At 72.3% G+C, this 14,182-nt stretch carries 17 protein-coding genes; 8 read left to right on the top strand and 9 right to left on the bottom strand.

Going from position 1 to position 14,182, the window contains the following annotated elements:
* Positions 1-120: 120 nt before the first annotated feature.
* The 4 genes from J2S55_RS04055 to J2S55_RS04040 all read right to left on the bottom strand — a co-directional run bounded on the left by J2S55_RS04055 (position 121) and on the right by J2S55_RS04040 (position 2,804).
* Positions 121-1,320, bottom strand: a complete 1,200-nt coding sequence (locus tag J2S55_RS04055; RefSeq protein ID WP_306857377.1) for a PucR family transcriptional regulator — start codon at positions 1,318-1,320, stop codon at positions 121-123.
* A 216-nt stretch (positions 1,321-1,536) separates the two neighbouring features.
* Positions 1,537-1,911: a hypothetical protein gene (locus J2S55_RS04050; protein ID WP_306857375.1), complete on the bottom strand. Its 375-nt coding sequence runs from the start codon at positions 1,909-1,911 to the stop codon at positions 1,537-1,539.
* Positions 1,912-2,089: 178 nt separating this feature from the next.
* On the bottom strand, positions 2,090-2,551 hold the full coding sequence (locus tag J2S55_RS04045) for a TIGR02611 family protein (RefSeq protein ID WP_306857373.1): 462 nt from the start codon (positions 2,549-2,551) through the stop codon (positions 2,090-2,092).
* Between the two features lie 91 nt (positions 2,552-2,642).
* Positions 2,643-2,804: a hypothetical protein gene (locus J2S55_RS04040; RefSeq protein ID WP_306857371.1), complete on the bottom strand. Its 162-nt coding sequence runs from the start codon at positions 2,802-2,804 to the stop codon at positions 2,643-2,645.
* Between the two features lie 217 nt (positions 2,805-3,021).
* Here J2S55_RS04040 and J2S55_RS04035 point away from each other — a divergent pair, with 217 nt between their 5' ends.
* Together J2S55_RS04035 and J2S55_RS04030 are read left to right on the top strand one after the other, a co-directional pair.
* Positions 3,022-3,948: a phosphotriesterase family protein gene (locus tag J2S55_RS04035; protein ID WP_306857369.1), complete on the top strand. Its 927-nt coding sequence runs from the start codon at positions 3,022-3,024 to the stop codon at positions 3,946-3,948.
* Positions 3,949-3,951: 3 nt separating this feature from the next.
* Entirely contained in the window at positions 3,952-4,830 is an 879-nt protein-coding gene (locus J2S55_RS04030; protein ID WP_306857367.1) for a sugar phosphate isomerase/epimerase family protein, read from the top strand.
* 149 nt (positions 4,831-4,979) lie between these two features.
* Here J2S55_RS04030 and soxR read toward each other — a convergent pair whose 3' ends face one another.
* On the bottom strand, positions 4,980-5,453 hold the full coding sequence (gene soxR, locus J2S55_RS04025) for a redox-sensitive transcriptional activator SoxR (RefSeq protein ID WP_306858555.1): 474 nt from the start codon (positions 5,451-5,453) through the stop codon (positions 4,980-4,982).
* A gap of 68 nt (positions 5,454-5,521) precedes the next feature.
* Between soxR and J2S55_RS04020 the strand changes: the two genes are divergently transcribed.
* The gene (locus J2S55_RS04020) at positions 5,522-5,920 is read left to right on the top strand and encodes a PPOX class F420-dependent oxidoreductase (RefSeq protein ID WP_306857365.1); all 399 of its coding nucleotides are present in this window, start codon (positions 5,522-5,524) and stop codon (positions 5,918-5,920) included.
* Positions 5,921-5,983: 63 nt separating this feature from the next.
* Here the strand turns inward: J2S55_RS04020 and J2S55_RS04015 are convergent, their stop codons facing one another.
* Positions 5,984-6,979 carry a LacI family DNA-binding transcriptional regulator gene (locus J2S55_RS04015; RefSeq protein ID WP_306857363.1) on the bottom strand — a complete coding sequence of 332 codons (996 nt, stop codon included), beginning with the start codon at positions 6,977-6,979 and terminating at the stop codon, positions 5,984-5,986.
* 165 nt (positions 6,980-7,144) lie between these two features.
* Between J2S55_RS04015 and arfA the strand changes: the two genes are divergently transcribed.
* From arfA to J2S55_RS03990, 5 genes are all read left to right on the top strand, one after another.
* Positions 7,145-8,659, top strand: coding sequence for an arabinosylfuranosidase ArfA (arfA, locus tag J2S55_RS04010; RefSeq protein WP_306857362.1), 1,515 nt, complete (start codon positions 7,145-7,147; stop codon positions 8,657-8,659).
* A gap of 4 nt (positions 8,660-8,663) precedes the next feature.
* Complete coding sequence (locus J2S55_RS04005; RefSeq protein ID WP_306857361.1) at positions 8,664-10,004, top strand: substrate-binding domain-containing protein; 1,341 nt, start codon at positions 8,664-8,666, stop codon at positions 10,002-10,004.
* An 85-nt stretch (positions 10,005-10,089) separates the two neighbouring features.
* On the top strand, positions 10,090-11,028 hold the full coding sequence (locus tag J2S55_RS04000) for a carbohydrate ABC transporter permease (protein WP_306857359.1): 939 nt from the start codon (positions 10,090-10,092) through the stop codon (positions 11,026-11,028).
* Entirely contained in the window at positions 11,025-11,861 is an 837-nt protein-coding gene (locus J2S55_RS03995; protein ID WP_306857357.1) for a carbohydrate ABC transporter permease, read from the top strand. Before J2S55_RS04000 ends, J2S55_RS03995 begins: the two co-directional genes overlap by 4 nt.
* A gap of 18 nt (positions 11,862-11,879) precedes the next feature.
* Complete coding sequence (locus tag J2S55_RS03990; RefSeq protein ID WP_306857356.1) at positions 11,880-12,467, top strand: P-loop nucleotide/nucleoside kinase family protein; 588 nt, start codon at positions 11,880-11,882, stop codon at positions 12,465-12,467.
* A gap of 57 nt (positions 12,468-12,524) precedes the next feature.
* Here the strand turns inward: J2S55_RS03990 and J2S55_RS03985 are convergent, their stop codons facing one another.
* The 3 genes from J2S55_RS03985 to J2S55_RS03975 all read right to left on the bottom strand — a co-directional run bounded on the left by J2S55_RS03985 (position 12,525) and on the right by J2S55_RS03975 (position 14,103).
* Positions 12,525-13,307 carry a putative hydro-lyase gene (locus J2S55_RS03985; RefSeq protein ID WP_306857355.1) on the bottom strand — a complete coding sequence of 261 codons (783 nt, stop codon included), beginning with the start codon at positions 13,305-13,307 and terminating at the stop codon, positions 12,525-12,527.
* Positions 13,308-13,630: 323 nt separating this feature from the next.
* Positions 13,631-13,870, bottom strand: coding sequence for a helix-turn-helix domain-containing protein (locus tag J2S55_RS03980; protein WP_306857354.1), 240 nt, complete (start codon positions 13,868-13,870; stop codon positions 13,631-13,633).
* Complete coding sequence (locus J2S55_RS03975) at positions 13,867-14,103, bottom strand: DUF6158 family protein (protein WP_306857352.1); 237 nt, start codon at positions 14,101-14,103, stop codon at positions 13,867-13,869. The genes J2S55_RS03980 and J2S55_RS03975 overlap by 4 nt, the downstream gene beginning before the upstream one ends.
* Positions 14,104-14,182 lie beyond the last annotated feature (79 nt).

The raw sequence follows: 14,182 nt of genomic DNA, 5'->3' as shown, positions 1-14,182 counted from the left end.
CATACGAGATGTGATTTCTTCCATAAATGGCGCCGCCCGGATATTTAAGTCAGCCCTTTCGGCCTCTCCGGAGCAGGACCGATACGGCGCCGCCGCGGCGGGCACCGGCCCGGCAGGAGGTCAGTCCGGTACGGCCGGCAGCCCGGCGGCCCGGGCCCGCAGGACGACCTCCAGCTCGAAGCGGTCGCCGGGGGTGCTGAGCTGGTCGGCGAAGAGCTCGGTGGCCTGGCGCAGCCGGTAGCGGACGGTCTGCGGGTGGATGTGCAGCCGGGCCGCCACCTCGGTGGCGTTGCCGCTCTGCAGCCAGGCCAGGAGCGTCTCGGCCAGCCGGTCGCGCTGGGCGGGCCGCAGGTCGCGCAGGGGCGCCAGCCGCGCCCGTCCCATGATGCGGATCAGCGCCTCGTCCTGGAAGATCATCAGGGTGGCCAGGTGCTGCGCCGCCCTGATGCTCCGGCGGCCGTCCAGCACGCCGCGCCGGGTCAGGGCCAAGGCGTCCCGGGCGAGTCTGAGCGACAGGGCCGCCTCGCCCAGGCCGACCGCGGGGCCGATCACCACGGTCCAGTCGGCGCTCAGCGCGTCGAGCAGGCCGTGCCGCCCCGGGCCGTCGGGGTCGGGGACGACCAGGCAGGGGTCCGACCGGTCGAGGTCGGCGAGGACGTCAGGCGGCAGGCCCGGCCTGGGCAGCTCGCCCTGGACACGTGCGGCGAGCGCGACACAGGCCACGGTGCGCGGCGTGGTCCAGCACACCGACCTGGCGAGATCGGCCACGGCCCGGGGGTCGGCCGGCGGGTCGGCGACGAGCAGGTCGAGCAGCCGCCGGCGGCGCAGTTCGAGCTCGCCCGCCGCCCTCACCTGCGCCTCGGCGTAGCCGTCGGCCGCCGCGGCGGCGATCTCGTCGAGGTAGACCAGGATTGCCTCCCCGATGTCGCACATCCGCTGCCGGGACAGGTCGAGCCGCTCGGACTCCTCGGCCAGCTTGCGCCACGCCACCCTCGCGCAGATCCGCAGCGCGGACTGGAGCGAGTCCAGGGGCCGCCCCTCGGCGGCCTCACCGCCGCCCACCGCGCGGTAGACCTCCAGCAGCCGGGACCGGCTGGCCCCCCTGTCGCCGACCCGGTTCACGAAGCCCGCGAGAGCCTCCTCCACGGCGTGCCTGACGTTGCGGGCGTAGGCGCCGCTCTGCCGGGAGTATTCGGGCACGCTCGCCTGGATCTCGCCGGCCATCTCCTCGGTCAGGTCACGCAGGTAGGGGCGGAGGGCGTCGGCGAACTCCCGGGGGATGTCGGCCAGCGGCTGTTCGGCGGCGCGGGCAATGCTCACGTGGGCTCCTCCTGCCCCGGACGGTACTCCGATCTCCTCGTCGCTTCTTCTGTCGGGAACGCACATTTTCCGCTGTGACCTCGCTCACACCGGTGACAACGGAGCGGTGCGGTACGGCGGACGATGTCCGGGGCCGTCCGGGCCGCTCGCCGTACCGGGTCCGGCCGGGACCCCGACGACGGCCGGGGTGGCGGACGACCCGGTCAGACGGCCCGGTCAGAAGTAACCGGCGCCCGTGACGGTGGCCGGGGAGGTGCCGAGGTTCTTCATCCGGAAACGGATGCAGGAGGGGACCGTGTCGAGATCGGCGGCGACGTAGGGGGCGTGGTCGTCGGCGGCGATCGTCACCGCGCCGAGATACCTGCCCCGGCAGTTGCCGATCTTGATCTCCACCGGCACGGTGTTGTTCTCCAGCTTGACCAGCACCTTGCCCTTGTAGGGGGCGGTGGGGACCAGCCCCTCGGTGAGGAACACCTCGCCGCCGGCCTGGACCGTCGCGCCCAGGTTGACGGCGTCGGCGTGGGCGGCGGGGCCCGTCACGGCGACGATTGCGGCCGCCGCCAGGGCGAGCGTCGAAGACAGGGCGCGCATCGGTTGCCACTCTCCTTGTGTCTCGGGACGTCTGTGATGATCAGACGGAGAGACTACGGAGAGCGGCACATCGAGACGATCACGCGCCCGGCAGCTCCGGGTAAAGCCTCCCCCGGAGCCTCGGAGGCCCGGGGCGCGACCGTCCGGAGCGATGGCCGCCCGGAGCGGTGGAGCGGCGTCAGCGGTTGATGAGCTTCTGGGCCTCGACGGCCAGGTCCAGGCCGAAGCTCAGCTTGAGGCCGTAGTAGACGATGGCCCCGGCGGCCACGGCGGCGACGAGGACGACCAGGATCTTGACGGGCCAGCCCTGGCGGCCGAGCCAGGCCGTCCAGGCCGACAGGGTCCGCTTGCCGAACTCCAGCAGCCGGTGGGCCCAGTGGAACTCGGTGGCCAGGACGGCGAGGCCGGCGAAGACCACCAGCCAGCCGGGGCCGGGGAAGGGGACCATGATGAGGCCGGCGATGACCAGCACGGCGCCGATGACGCCGATGACGATTTTGAGGGTGAGGCGTCCGGTGCGGGTGGACCGGACGCCGTCGAGCCAGCCGTGAATTCCGGACCGCCGCGCCGCCTCGTCCTTCAACACGTCGGCGTCACCGGTCTCGGACGGCCTTTCGGCGCTGTCCTGGGTGCTCCGCACCCCGTCTGAGATAGCCACGCGTTCCCCCGGGCGGTCGTTTCACTCCAGAATAGGCCAGCACCTCTCATCCCTAATCATTCTGGCGGATGAGTCACCCCTGTTCCGGAGGATGACCCGCGATCGGCTGCGGGGCGGACAGCGGAGGGACGAGGCGGACCGCGGGAGCCGGGGCGGTCCCGTCCTCGATGGCCGTGCCGGCCGCCGCGCACGTCACCGCCACGGCGGCGAGCACGCTGAACAGCCTTCTTCGCATGTACGGCTTCCCTCGCAGAGCAACGGACAAGCCGCCATGCACGATCAGGTGGCGGGACCCTGATCTTCGACCGCCCATGATGCGCGTGCATGAACGCCCAGAGGTTCACATGCCGGGCTACGGGCCATCAATAGTTTGAAGGCACAACTAACAACTGCAAGGTAAAACCCTGCGGACTCCCGCGATATTTACACCAAATATGGGCTAATGTCCGTTCATGCCTGAGGCTCCTCTCGTCACACACGAGGCCCCTGTCGTCAGGACCGTCAGCGGTTCCTGCGCCCCGTCCGCCGTCGCCGGAGCGATCCTCCCCCGCGAGCACCTGCGCAGCGACATGCGCTGGGCGGCCGGCGCCCCCTCCGACCCGCACCGCTGGCTCGACGAGGAGCAGGAGGTCACCCGGGAGCTGTGCGGGCTGCGCCAGTCCGACATGCTCAGCCTGGTCGTCGAGCTGAGCTGCATCGGCACGGGCCGGGACGCCGCGTCGCTGGCCCGCGTCACGGCCGGCAGCCGGGTGGCCGTGGTGGCCGGGACCGGCTTCTTCGCCGGACCGTTCACCCCCGCCTGGGCGCTCGACGCCGACGTGGACGCCCTCACCCGGCACCTGCTGACCGAGATCGAGGACGGCCTGGACGGCACCAGCGTCCGTCCCGGCGTGATCGGCGAGATCGGCGTGTGGGGCCAGGAGCCGACCCCCGCCGAGGAGCGCTGCGCGGCCGCGGCCGCCAGGGCCTCCCTGGCCTCGGGCCTGCCCGTCGCCGTCCACCACCGCGGCGCCCTGCCCCTGCTGGAGATCCTCCTCGGCCAGGGCCTGCCCGCCCACCGGATCAGCGTCGCCGACGCGGGGACCGACCCGGCGATCCCCCGTAAGATCGTCGGTACGGGCGGCTACGTCTGCCTCACCTCGTTGGGGGCCGACCGGCTCCGGCAGGCGCTGGACCTCATCGAGGCCGGATACGCGCACCGGCTGCTGCTCAGCAGCGGCCTGTCCAAGGTCTCCGAGATCGAGCGGTACGGCGGGGCCGGCTACAGCCACCTGTTCCGCACCTTCCTGCCCCGGCTGCGCGAGGCCGGGATCAGCGAGGAGACCATCCGGCTGATCACCCACGACAATCCTCTCCGCTGGCTGACCTGTAGGGAGTGACCCATGGCGGTCAAGGTCGCGAACGCCCCCGTCAACTTCGGGATCTACCGGGCGGACGGCGCCCCGCTGGACCCCGACGCGCTGCTCGGCGCGCTCGCCGAGGCGGGCTACGACGGGATCGACTCCGGCCCGATCGGCTATCTCGGCACCGGCCCCGAGCTGCGGGAGCGGCTGGCCCGGACCGGGATGGGACTGGCGGGCGGCTGGGTCGACCTGCGCTACGAGGACGCCGACGGGTTCACGGCCGACCTGGCCGGGCTGGACGCGGCGCTGGCGGTGTTCACGAGCGCGCCGGCCGTCGACGGGCGGTTCGCGCCCCGGCCCACCCTCGCCTGCCCGGCCCACCCGGAGCGGTCCGCCCGGGGCGCCGCCCCCGGGCTGCCGGATGCGGCGTGGGCGGGGTTCGCCTCCCGGGTCCAGCGGGCGGCCGACCGCTGCCGCGACCGCGGTCTGGAACCCGTCTTCCACCACCACCTGGGGACGTTGGTGGAGACCTCGGAGGAGGTGGAGCGGCTGCTGGAGCTCACTGACGTGTCGCTCTGCCTGGACACCGGGCACCTGTGGCTGGCGGGCGGCGATCCGGTGGCGGCGCTGCGGGAGTGGGGCGGCCGGATCAGGCAGCTCCACCTCAAGGACGCGAGCCGGCGGGCGCACGACCGGGTGCGGGCCGCCGGCGGCGACCTGACGGCGGTCGTCGCGGGGGGCGCCTTCCCGCCGCTCGGCGCGGGGGAGGTCGATCTTCCCGGCGTCCTGGACGGGCTCGGCGGCTACGAGGGCTGGCTGGTCGTCGAGCAGGACGTGCCGGGCTCCGGCCAGGATCTCGGCCGGGCCCTGGAGGACCAGCGCGCCAACCGCGCCTGGCTGCGCGCCCACGGCTGCTGAGCTCCGCCACCGCCACCGCCGACCACAGCCCCGGACCGGAACACCGCCACCGACCACGGCCCCGGACCCGAGCGTCGCCACCGGCCACGGCCTCGGAAACCGGGGCCGCCGGGATCGGCGGCCCGCGAGCGCGGGACGGCCCCGGGCCGTCAGGCGCCCACGGCCTCCGGGCCCTCGCACGGCGGGGGGCAGTCGCGGCGCGGGAGGACCAGCAGGCGCGAGCCCGGGCCCCTGGCCGCCGCCACGTCGTCGGGGTTGGCCAGCGCGCAGCGGTCCAGGGAGAGGCAGCCGCAGCCGATGCACTCCGTCAGACCGTCGCGGAGCCGCTGGAGCTGCCGGATCCGGTCGTCCAGCTCGCCCCGCCACACCGAGGAGAGCCTCTCCCAGTCCTCCCGGGTGGGAGTGCGCTCGTCGGGCAGCGCGGACAGCGCGTCCTGGATCGTCCTGAGCGGGATCCCCACCCGTTGCGAGACCCGGATGAAGGCGATCCTGCGTAGCGTGTCACGCGTGAAGCGGCGCTGGTTGCCCGCCGTACGGCGGCTGCGGATCAGCCCCTTCGACTCGTAGAAGTGCAGGGCCGAGACGGCGACCCCGCTGCGGGAGGCGAGCTGGCCGACGGTCATCTCCAGGTTCTTGGGCACGCCCCACTTTAGCTTGACCTCAAGCAAAGTTAAGGTTGCAGGCTGCAATCATGGCGTTCACACAGGAAGAACTCGACTATCTCGCGAGCCGGCGGCTGGGCCGCCTGGCCACCATCGACCCCGGCGGCGTGCTGCAGAACAGCCCCACCGCTTTCTCCTACAACCCCGAGACCGGCACCATCGACATCCACGGCCGCGCGATGGGCACGACCAAGAAGTTCCGCAACGTCCGGGCGGGCGGTCAGGTGGCCTTCGTCGTGGACGACGTCAGCTCCTTCACCCCCTGGAGGGTCAGGGGCGTGGAGATCCGCGGCGTGGCCGAGGCGCTGGAGGATCAGGAGCCGCCCTCGCCGTACATGAGCCGGGAGGTCATCCGCATCCATCCGAAACGGATCATCTCCTGGGGCGTCGACCCCGGCCAGGAGGGCATGAGCGGCCGCGACGTCTGACCCCGGCCACCCTGTCCCCCGGCCGCCGTCCCCCGCCCGCGTCCGCCCCGGCGGCCGGCGCCCTCATCGCCCGAGGGTGCTCTCCCTCGCCATGAGCCGGTAGCCGGCCCGGACCTCCTGCGGGGGCCGGTCGGCCCGGCCGTCGATCCGCCGGCGGAGCAGATCGACGGCGATCCGGGCCAGCTCCGCCTTGTCGGGGGCCACCGTGGTCAGGGTCGGCGTGCTGTAGCGGCCGTCCTCGATGTCGTCCAGCCCGGCCAGCGCGATGTCCTCCGGCACCCGCAGGCCCGCGGCGAGGATCGTCCGCAGCGCGCCCAGAGCCAGCAGGTCGTTGAAGCAGAAGACCGCGTCAGGCCGGTGCTCCAGCAGCGCGGCCATCGCCGCCGCGCCCTCGGCCCGGCGGTAGCGCTCGACCTTGCCCACCGTCTCGGGCAGGCCGTGCGCGGCCAGCGCCTGCCGGTATCCGGCCAGGCGGAGCGGGGCCGTGCCGCTGGCGGAGTTGTCCTGGGCGCCCAGCGCGGCGATGCGGGTGCGGCCCAGCCCGATCAGGTGCTCGGTGACGTCACGGGCCGCCCGCACGTTGTCGATCGCCACGTGGTCGGCCGGGCCGTCGTGGATCCGCTCGCCCAGCAGGACGAGCGCGGTGTCGTCGGTGCGGGCCGCGAGCTCGTCGGCGCCGATCGCGATGGGGCTGAGGATGAGCCCGTCCACCCGGTGGTCGCGGACCCCGTCGAGGATCTGCCGCTCCCGCTCCAGGCTCCCGTCGGTCTGCTCGATGACCACCAGCAGCCTCAGCTCGGCCGCGGCGTCGATGACGAACCGGGACAGCTCCGCGAAGTAGGGCGCCTCCAGCTCGGGCAGGGCCAGGGCGATCACGCCGGTGCGCCCCTGCCGCAGGTTCCTCGCCGACAGGTTGGGCCGGTAGTCGAGCTGGGAGAGCGCCAGCTCCACCTTCGCCCGGGTCGCCGGCGAGACGTGGGCGTATCCGTTGACGACGTTGGAGACGGTCTTCACCGACACCCCCGCCAGACGCGCGATGTCGCGCAGACTCACTCCCACTGCCCCCGCCTCCCAGGTCGTACGGCCCACACGAGCCGGACAAGATCTGACGCCGTCGATCGTAACGCCCAGGTATCGACCCTGGCAGCACCTGTTTACAACGTTGGAACAACGTTGTACAAACTCACCTACCACGGAACACCGCGACAACAGAGAGGTCGTGTCTTGGCGACCACCGCCCGTCTCACCCTGGACCCCGCCTTCCGGATCGGCCCGGTGGAGCGCCGGCTGTTCGGCTCGTTCGTCGAGCACATGGGCCGCTGCGTCTACACCGGCGTCTTCGAACCGGGCCACCCGCTGGCCGACGCCGACGGCTTCCGCACCGACGTCCTGGAGCTGACCCGCGAGCTCGGGGTGACGCTGGTCCGCTACCCCGGGGGCAACTTCGTCTCCAACTACCGCTGGGAGGACGGCGTCGGCCCGGTGGAGGAACGGCCGGCCCGGCTGGACTACGCCTGGCGGAGCCTGGAGGACAACCGCTTCGGGCTCAACGAGTTCATGTCCTGGGCGGCCAGGGCCGGGGTGGAGCCGATGATGGCGCTCAACCTGGGCACCCGCGGCGTGGCCGAGGCGCTGGAGCTGGTGGAGTACGCCAACCATCCCGGCGGCACCCGGCTGTCCGACCTGCGCCGCGCGCACGGCGTGGACAGCCCGCACGGCGTGCGGCTGTGGTGCCTGGGCAACGAACTGGACGGCCCCTGGCAGATGGGCCACAAGACCGCCGGGGAGTACGGTCGGCTCGCCGCCGAGACGGCGCGGGCGCTCAAGCGCTTCGACCCGGGGCTGTCCCTGGTGGCCTGCGGCAGCTCCAACAGCGCCATGCCCACGTTCGGCGCGTGGGAGGCCGAGGCGCTGGAGTCGACCTACGAGATGGTCGACTACGTCTCGCTGCACGCCTACTACGACCCGTCCGACGGCGACGTCGACTCCTTCCTGGCCAGCGGCGCCGACATGGAGCACATGATCCGCTCCATCGCCGCCACCGCCGACCACGTGGGCGCGAAACTGCGCAGCGACAAGAAGATCAAGCTCTCCTTCGACGAATGGAACGTCTGGTACCAGAGCCGCTTCCAGGGTGAGTCCTCGCTGGACTGGACCCGGCACCCCCGGCTGATCGAGGACGCCTACGACGTCACCGACGCGGTGGTGGTCGGCAGCCTGCTCATCACCCTGCTGCGCAACGCCGACCGCGTCGGGGTCGCCTGCCAGGCGCAGCTGGCCAACGTGATCGCGCCGATCAGGACCGAGCCGGGCGGGCCCGCCTGGCGGCAGAGCATCTTCCACCCGTTCGCGCTGACCGCCCGGCACGCCCGCGGCGAGGTGCTCCGGGTGGAGCCCGAGTGCGCCACGATCCCGACCGCCAAGTACGGCGAGGCGCCCGCGATCTGGGCGAGCGCCACCCACGACGCGGCGACCGGCGAGATGGCGCTGTTCGTGGTCAACCGTGACCGGCGCGGTCCCTGCACGCTGGAGATCACGCTCCCCGAGGACCTGCGGCCGGTGGAGCACGTCGAGCTCACCGACGACGACCTGTCGGCCGTCAACTCGGCCGACGCGCCGGACCGCGTGGCCCCCAGGCCCGGCACCGGCCTGAGCCAGGAGGGCCGCCGGGCCTCCCTGACCCTCCCGCCGGTTTCGTGGAGCATCGTCCGCTTTGCTCCCAATTCCCCCCAGGAGTAGTTACATGACCAGCCCTCTTTCCCGCCGTTCCTTCCTCGGCCTGTCCGGTGCCGTGGGACTCACCGCCGCGCTGTCGGCCTGCGGGAGCGGGACCAAGATCGGTTCCGGCTCCGCCGCCCCCGCCTCGGCCGCGCCGACGTTCTCCGGCGGCGAATACACCGGGCCCAAGGTGACCCTGGACTACTGGAACGGCTTCACCGGCGGTGACGGTCCTCACATGCGGGCCATGCTGGAGACGTTCAACAAGGAGTTCTCCGGCCGGATCGAGGTCCGCAACGTCACCCGCCGCTGGGAGGACCTCTATCCCGCGATGCCGACGGCCATCGCCGCGGGCAAGGGCCCCGACGTCGCGGTCATCCACAACGACTGGATCGGCACCTTCGCCGCCCGGCAGACGCTGATCCCGCTGGACGACGTGGTGGGCGCGCTCAAGCTGACCGAGGCGGACTTCATCCCCGCGGTGTGGAACGCCGGGATCTACGAGGGCAAGCGCTACAGCGTGCCGCTCGACGTGCACTGCCTGGGCGACTACTGGAACCGGGCCCACCTGGAGAAGGCCGGCCTGAGCGACGCCCCCGCCGACAAGGCCTCCTACGAGGAGGCGCTCGGCGGGCTCAGGGACGCCGGGATCGCCAACCCGTTCTGGATGCCGAACAAGTGGCCCGGCCACCTGATGTTCATGAGCCTGCTGTGGCAGCACGGGGGGCAGCTCTACAGCGAGGACGGCACGCGGGCGCTGTGGGGCTCCGAGCAGGGCGCGCAGGCGCTGAGCTGGATGGTGGAGCAGATCGACAAGGGCTTCAGCCCCGCCAAGGTGGCCCAGGACACCCAGTACGCCGCCTTCAAGAACGACAGGAACAGCTTCACCTGGGACGGGATCTGGCAGATCAACGACCTGAAGTCCAACGCCAGGTCGCTCAGGTGGGGCCTGTCCCCGATCCCCAACATCGGCGGCACCGCCGCGGTGTGGAGCTCCTCGCACAACTTCGTGATGACCTCCCAGGCGGGCAAGGACTCGAACAAGGTCCAGGCGGCCAAGTTCTTCATCGACCACATGGGCCGCCTGTCGGCCGAGTGGGCCAAGGCGGGGATGATCCCGGCCCGTAACTCCGTCCGCGAGGACCCCGCGATCGCCGCACTGCCCCAGATCAAGCTGGCCGCCGACCTGAACGCCTTCCACTTCCTGCCCGCGCTCCCCGGGGTCGGGGACGTGCAGTCCAAGGCGCTGGAGCTGGCGGTGGCCAAGGCCGTGCTGAAGGAGGCGTCCCCGGCGGACGCGCTGAAGGAGGGCGTGGCGACGGCCGACAAGCTGCTGGCCGACAACAAGCGGAAGTACGGGCGATGAGGGTGCGCACCGCGGCGGCCCGCGCCATCGGTGCCGCGCCGGACAGGCGCGCCGCGCGGGCCCTCACCTCGGCCGGGGAGCGGCCGTGAGCGTGCAGATCGGACCGGGGGACCTCGCCGTGGCGGCCGCGCCCGGCCGGTCCCCCGGGACCCCCCGCAGGATGCGGCCCTGGACGCCGTACGCGTTCCTCGCCCCCTATCTGATCCTGTTCGCCGTCTTCATGCTGCTGCCGATCGGCTTCGGGTTCTGGACCAGCCTGCACGAGTGGGACATCAACCTCCCGGACAAGCCGTTCGTCGGACTGGAGAACTACGCCGAGCTGTTCGACCCCGCCGGCGTGGACGGCTCGCGCTTCTGGACGGCGATGCGGGCCACCGGGATCTTCACCGTCGCCTCGGTCCCGCCGCTGATCGTGCTGCCCCTGCTGGTGGCGCTCCTGATGAACGGCCGCTTCAAAGGACGCAACGTCTACCGCGCCGTCTACTTCGCACCGTACGTGCTGGGCGTGGCCGTCGTCGGCTTCGTTTGGCGGTTCCTGCTGGACGGCAACATCGGCCTGGTCAACCACTATCTGGGCCTCGACGTGCAGTGGACCACCGACGTGCCGCCCGCCTGGATCGCCCTCGTCGGGGTGACGGTGTGGTGGACGCTGGGCCTGAACTCCGTCATCTTCCTCGCCGGCCTGCAGGACATCCCGCGCGAGCTGCACGAGGCGGCGATGGTCGACGGCGCCTCCGCCTGGCACCGGTTCCGCTCGGTGACGCTGCCCGGCCTGCGGCCCGTGACGGTCTTCGTGGTCAACTCCACCATCCTGGCCTCGGCCAACATGTTCGGCCAGTCCTACCTGATCACGGGCGGGGCCCCCGCCGACCAGACCAAGACCGCGATCTACCTCATCGCCGAGACCGGTCTGCGCCAGTTCGACATGGGCACCGCCTCGGCCATGAGCTTCATCCTGGCCGGCTTCCTGATGGTGGCCAGCGCGCTGGTGTTCGGCGCCTTCAGAGACAGGGGCAAGCGATGACCCGCGACATCCGCAGCCTGCGGCGGGCCCTGCTCCACCTGATCCTCGCCGTGATCGCGGCGCTCTACCTGAGCCCGCTGGTCTACATGCTGTCCACCTCGTTCAAGACCCGCGAGGGGGCCGGCTCGACCGATCCCCGGTGGATCCCCGGCCCGGCCACCCTGGACGCCTACCGGGAGATCCTCGGCAGCGCGGACAGCCCGATCGTCAAGTGGTTCGTCAACAGCCTCACCGCCGCCACCGGCCATGCCGTCCTGGTCCTGGTCACCGCGGCGCCCGCCGCCTACGCGCTGGCCCGGCTCCGCTTCCGCGGCCGGGGTGTGATCTTCGCGACGGTCGTGGCGACGCTGTTCGTGCCGCCGGTGGTGCTGTTGATCCCGAACTTCCTGATCGTCAACGAGCTCTCGTGGGTGGACAGCCTGCCCGCCGTGATCGTCCCCGCCGCCGCGGGCGCGTTCGGGGTGTTCTTCCTGCGGCAGTTCTTCGTCACGCTGCCGGGCGAGCTGGAGGAGGCGGCCGAGCTGGACGGCTGCAACCGGTGGCAGATCTTCACCACCATCGCGCTCCCGCTGGCCCGCCCCGCCCTGGTGACGTTGTTCCTGCTGTCCTTCCTCACCAACTGGAACGACTTCCTCTGGCCGATCTACGTCCTGCTCAGCCCCGAGTCCCTGACCCTCCCGGCGGGCCTGGGCAACTTCCAGGGGGCCAACAACATCCGCTACGACCTCCTGATGGCCGGCGCGGTGATCGCCAGCCTGCCGGTGATCGTGCTCTACCTCGTCGCCCAGCGCTGGGTGATCGAGGGGATCTCCCGTTCGGGGCTCAAGGGGTGATCGGGTGAGAATGGCCGCATGACAGGACCGGGGACGCTGTGGGTGGTGAGCGGGCCGCCGGGCGCGGGCAAGTCGACCGTGGCGGCGGCGCTGCTGGCGGGGCTGGACCCGGTGCCCGCGCTGCTCGACAAGGACACCGCCTACGGCGGGTTCGTGGCGGCCACCCTCCGGGCCCACGGCCGGGACCAGGGAGAGCGCGAAGGACCGTGGTACGACGAGCACGTCAAGCGGCACGAGTACGCCGGGCTGACCGCGCTCGCCCGGCAGATCCGCTCCCACGGCTGCCCGGTGATGCTCGACGGTCCCTTCACCGGCCAGGTGCACGACGCGGCGCGGTGGGAGCGCTGGGTGGAGGAGCTGGGGGGCCCGCCGGTCCACCTGGTCTGGATCCGCTCCGACGGCCCCACCCTGCGTGCCAGGCTGGAGCGGAGAGGGCTCGGCAGGGACGCGGGGAAACTGGCCCGCTTCGACGACTACCTGCGGGCGATCCAGGTCGACCATCCGCCCGCCGTGCCGTACGCCGAGATCGACAACCGGCTGGGCGCGCCGCCCCTGGGACCGCAGGTGGCCGCGCTCACGGCCGCCGTGAACGGCCGCCCGCGGTGAGCGCGGCCTCCGCGGGCGGGGGGCCGACCCGTCCGAGCCGGAGCCGCGAGGCCGCGCTCACGGGACCTGGAAGCGGTCGTCCCGGGCGTCGGTGATCGCCATGTGGCCCGGCAGGTGGCCGATCGCGAAGGACACCCCGCTCGCCGTCACGGCCGCCTGCGGCGTCACCCCGCAGGCCCAGAAGACCGGGGTCTCCCCCGCTCTCACCTCGACGGGGTCGCCGAAGTCCGGGGTGCCGAGGTCGGCTATCCCGATCTCGGCCGGATCGCCGACGTGGATCGGCGCGCCGTGCACGGCCGGGTATCTCGCCGTCACCCGGACGGCGGTCGGCACCAGGGAGGCCGGGACCGGGCGCATGGAGACGACCATCGGACCGCTCAGCGAGCCCGCGGGGCGGCAGGGCAGCGAGGTGAGATACATCGGCACGTTCGTCCCCGCCTCGATGTGCCGCACCGGGACGCCCGCCCGCAGCAGCGCGTTCTCGAAGGTGAAGCTGCAGCCCAGCAGGAAGGCCACCAGATCGTCGCGCCAGAGGTCGCGGACGTCGCCCACATCGGCCACGGCCGCGCCGTGCTCGTAGACCCGGTAGGCGGGCAGGTCGGTGCGGAGGTCCCCGCCGAACAGGCCGGTGCTGACCGCCCCGGGGTCGCCGACGTCCAGCACGGGGCAGGCGACGGGATTGCGCTGGGCGAACAGCAGCAGGTCGTAGGCGAGCTCGCGGGGCACGGCGAGCAGGTTCGCCTGGGTCCAGCCCCGGCACCATCCGGCGGTGGGCGTCCGCAGACCTTCGCGGAAACGGCCGCGGGCCTCGGCCGGGGTGAGCTCGGCGACGTCCATCATCGGATGGTAACCCCACCGGCACGCGACACCCAGCGGCACGGAACCCCGGCAAGCCCCGCGGCACCCAGCAAGCACGGAATCCCAGCGGCACCGACATCCCAGCGGCACGCGAGGCATGCCCCTCACCGCCCGCGCGCTCCCCGCGCGCTCCCCGCGGGCCCGTACACGCGACCGCCCACGCTCCTCGCGGACCCGTACGTGACTGCCCGCTCTCCCCTCGGGCCCGTACGCGACCTCCCCACGGGCGCGGCGGGCCCGTACGGCGGTCCGCGTCGCGGGGGGGACGGCCCTGTCACCTCCGCGGGTCAGTGCTCCAGCCCGGGTCAGTACTCCAGCCCCCAGCCGTGGGGGCCGAGGACGTAGGAGGTCCCGGCGACCTTCAGCCAGCCGGCCTCGGTCAGCCCGTCGAGGCTCCGCCGTACCGTCTCCTCCGGCAGGGCGGTCGCCCGGGCCACCTCGGCGACCGTCGCCGCCCTGCCCTCCACGGCGAGCCCGGACACCGCCTCGTAGACATCGGTGTCCACGCCCGACAGGGCCTGGACGTCGGGACGGCCCTCGTTCACGAGGGTGCTCCCTGGCGGCGCCGGGCGCCTTCGCGCAGCCGTTCGGGGTCGACGTCCCGCTCGGGGTGGCGGCGCAGATACTCCTGCTCCAGCTCCTCGGTCCGCGTGGTGTGGTTGGCGAGTGCGTCCGCGGAGCCGTGCAGGAGGGTGTCGGTCCGGGTGGCGTGCAGGTGCCGCAGCTCACGGAGCAGGTCGTCCTCGGTCAGGTCCATCGGGTCGATTCCCATTGTCATAGGACTCGCCTACCCGGTCACCGCCCTCCCTCACTTCCTCGGGGGTCCCTCCTGGCGACAGGATTTCACGAAATTGAGT

This window comes from Streptosporangium brasiliense, assembly GCF_030811595.1.
In the GTDB taxonomy this organism is placed as follows: Bacteria; Actinomycetota; Actinomycetes; order Streptosporangiales; family Streptosporangiaceae; genus Streptosporangium; species Streptosporangium brasiliense.
This window is presented reverse-complemented; position numbering and strand designations above follow the sequence as displayed.

Coding starts and splice junctions, on each gene's coding strand:
- J2S55_RS04020 (WP_306857365.1), top strand. CDS start 5,522: ATGGCGTTCACACAGGAAGAACTCGACTATCTCGCGAGCCGGCGGCTG.
- J2S55_RS04040 (WP_306857371.1), bottom strand. CDS start 2,804: ATGCGAAGAAGGCTGTTCAGCGTGCTCGCCGCCGTGGCGGTGACGTGC.
- J2S55_RS03995 (WP_306857357.1), top strand. CDS start 11,025: ATGACCCGCGACATCCGCAGCCTGCGGCGGGCCCTGCTCCACCTGATC.
- J2S55_RS03975 (WP_306857352.1), bottom strand. CDS start 14,103: ATGACAATGGGAATCGACCCGATGGACCTGACCGAGGACGACCTGCTC.
- J2S55_RS04035 (WP_306857369.1), top strand. CDS start 3,022: ATGCCTGAGGCTCCTCTCGTCACACACGAGGCCCCTGTCGTCAGGACC.
- soxR (WP_306858555.1), bottom strand. CDS start 5,453: ATGACCGTCGGCCAGCTCGCCTCCCGCAGCGGGGTCGCCGTCTCGGCC.
- J2S55_RS04050 (WP_306857375.1), bottom strand. CDS start 1,911: ATGCGCGCCCTGTCTTCGACGCTCGCCCTGGCGGCGGCCGCAATCGTC.
- J2S55_RS03990 (WP_306857356.1), top strand. CDS start 11,880: ATGACAGGACCGGGGACGCTGTGGGTGGTGAGCGGGCCGCCGGGCGCG.
- J2S55_RS04030 (WP_306857367.1), top strand. CDS start 3,952: ATGGCGGTCAAGGTCGCGAACGCCCCCGTCAACTTCGGGATCTACCGG.
- J2S55_RS04005 (WP_306857361.1), top strand. CDS start 8,664: ATGACCAGCCCTCTTTCCCGCCGTTCCTTCCTCGGCCTGTCCGGTGCC.
- J2S55_RS03985 (WP_306857355.1), bottom strand. CDS start 13,307: ATGATGGACGTCGCCGAGCTCACCCCGGCCGAGGCCCGCGGCCGTTTC.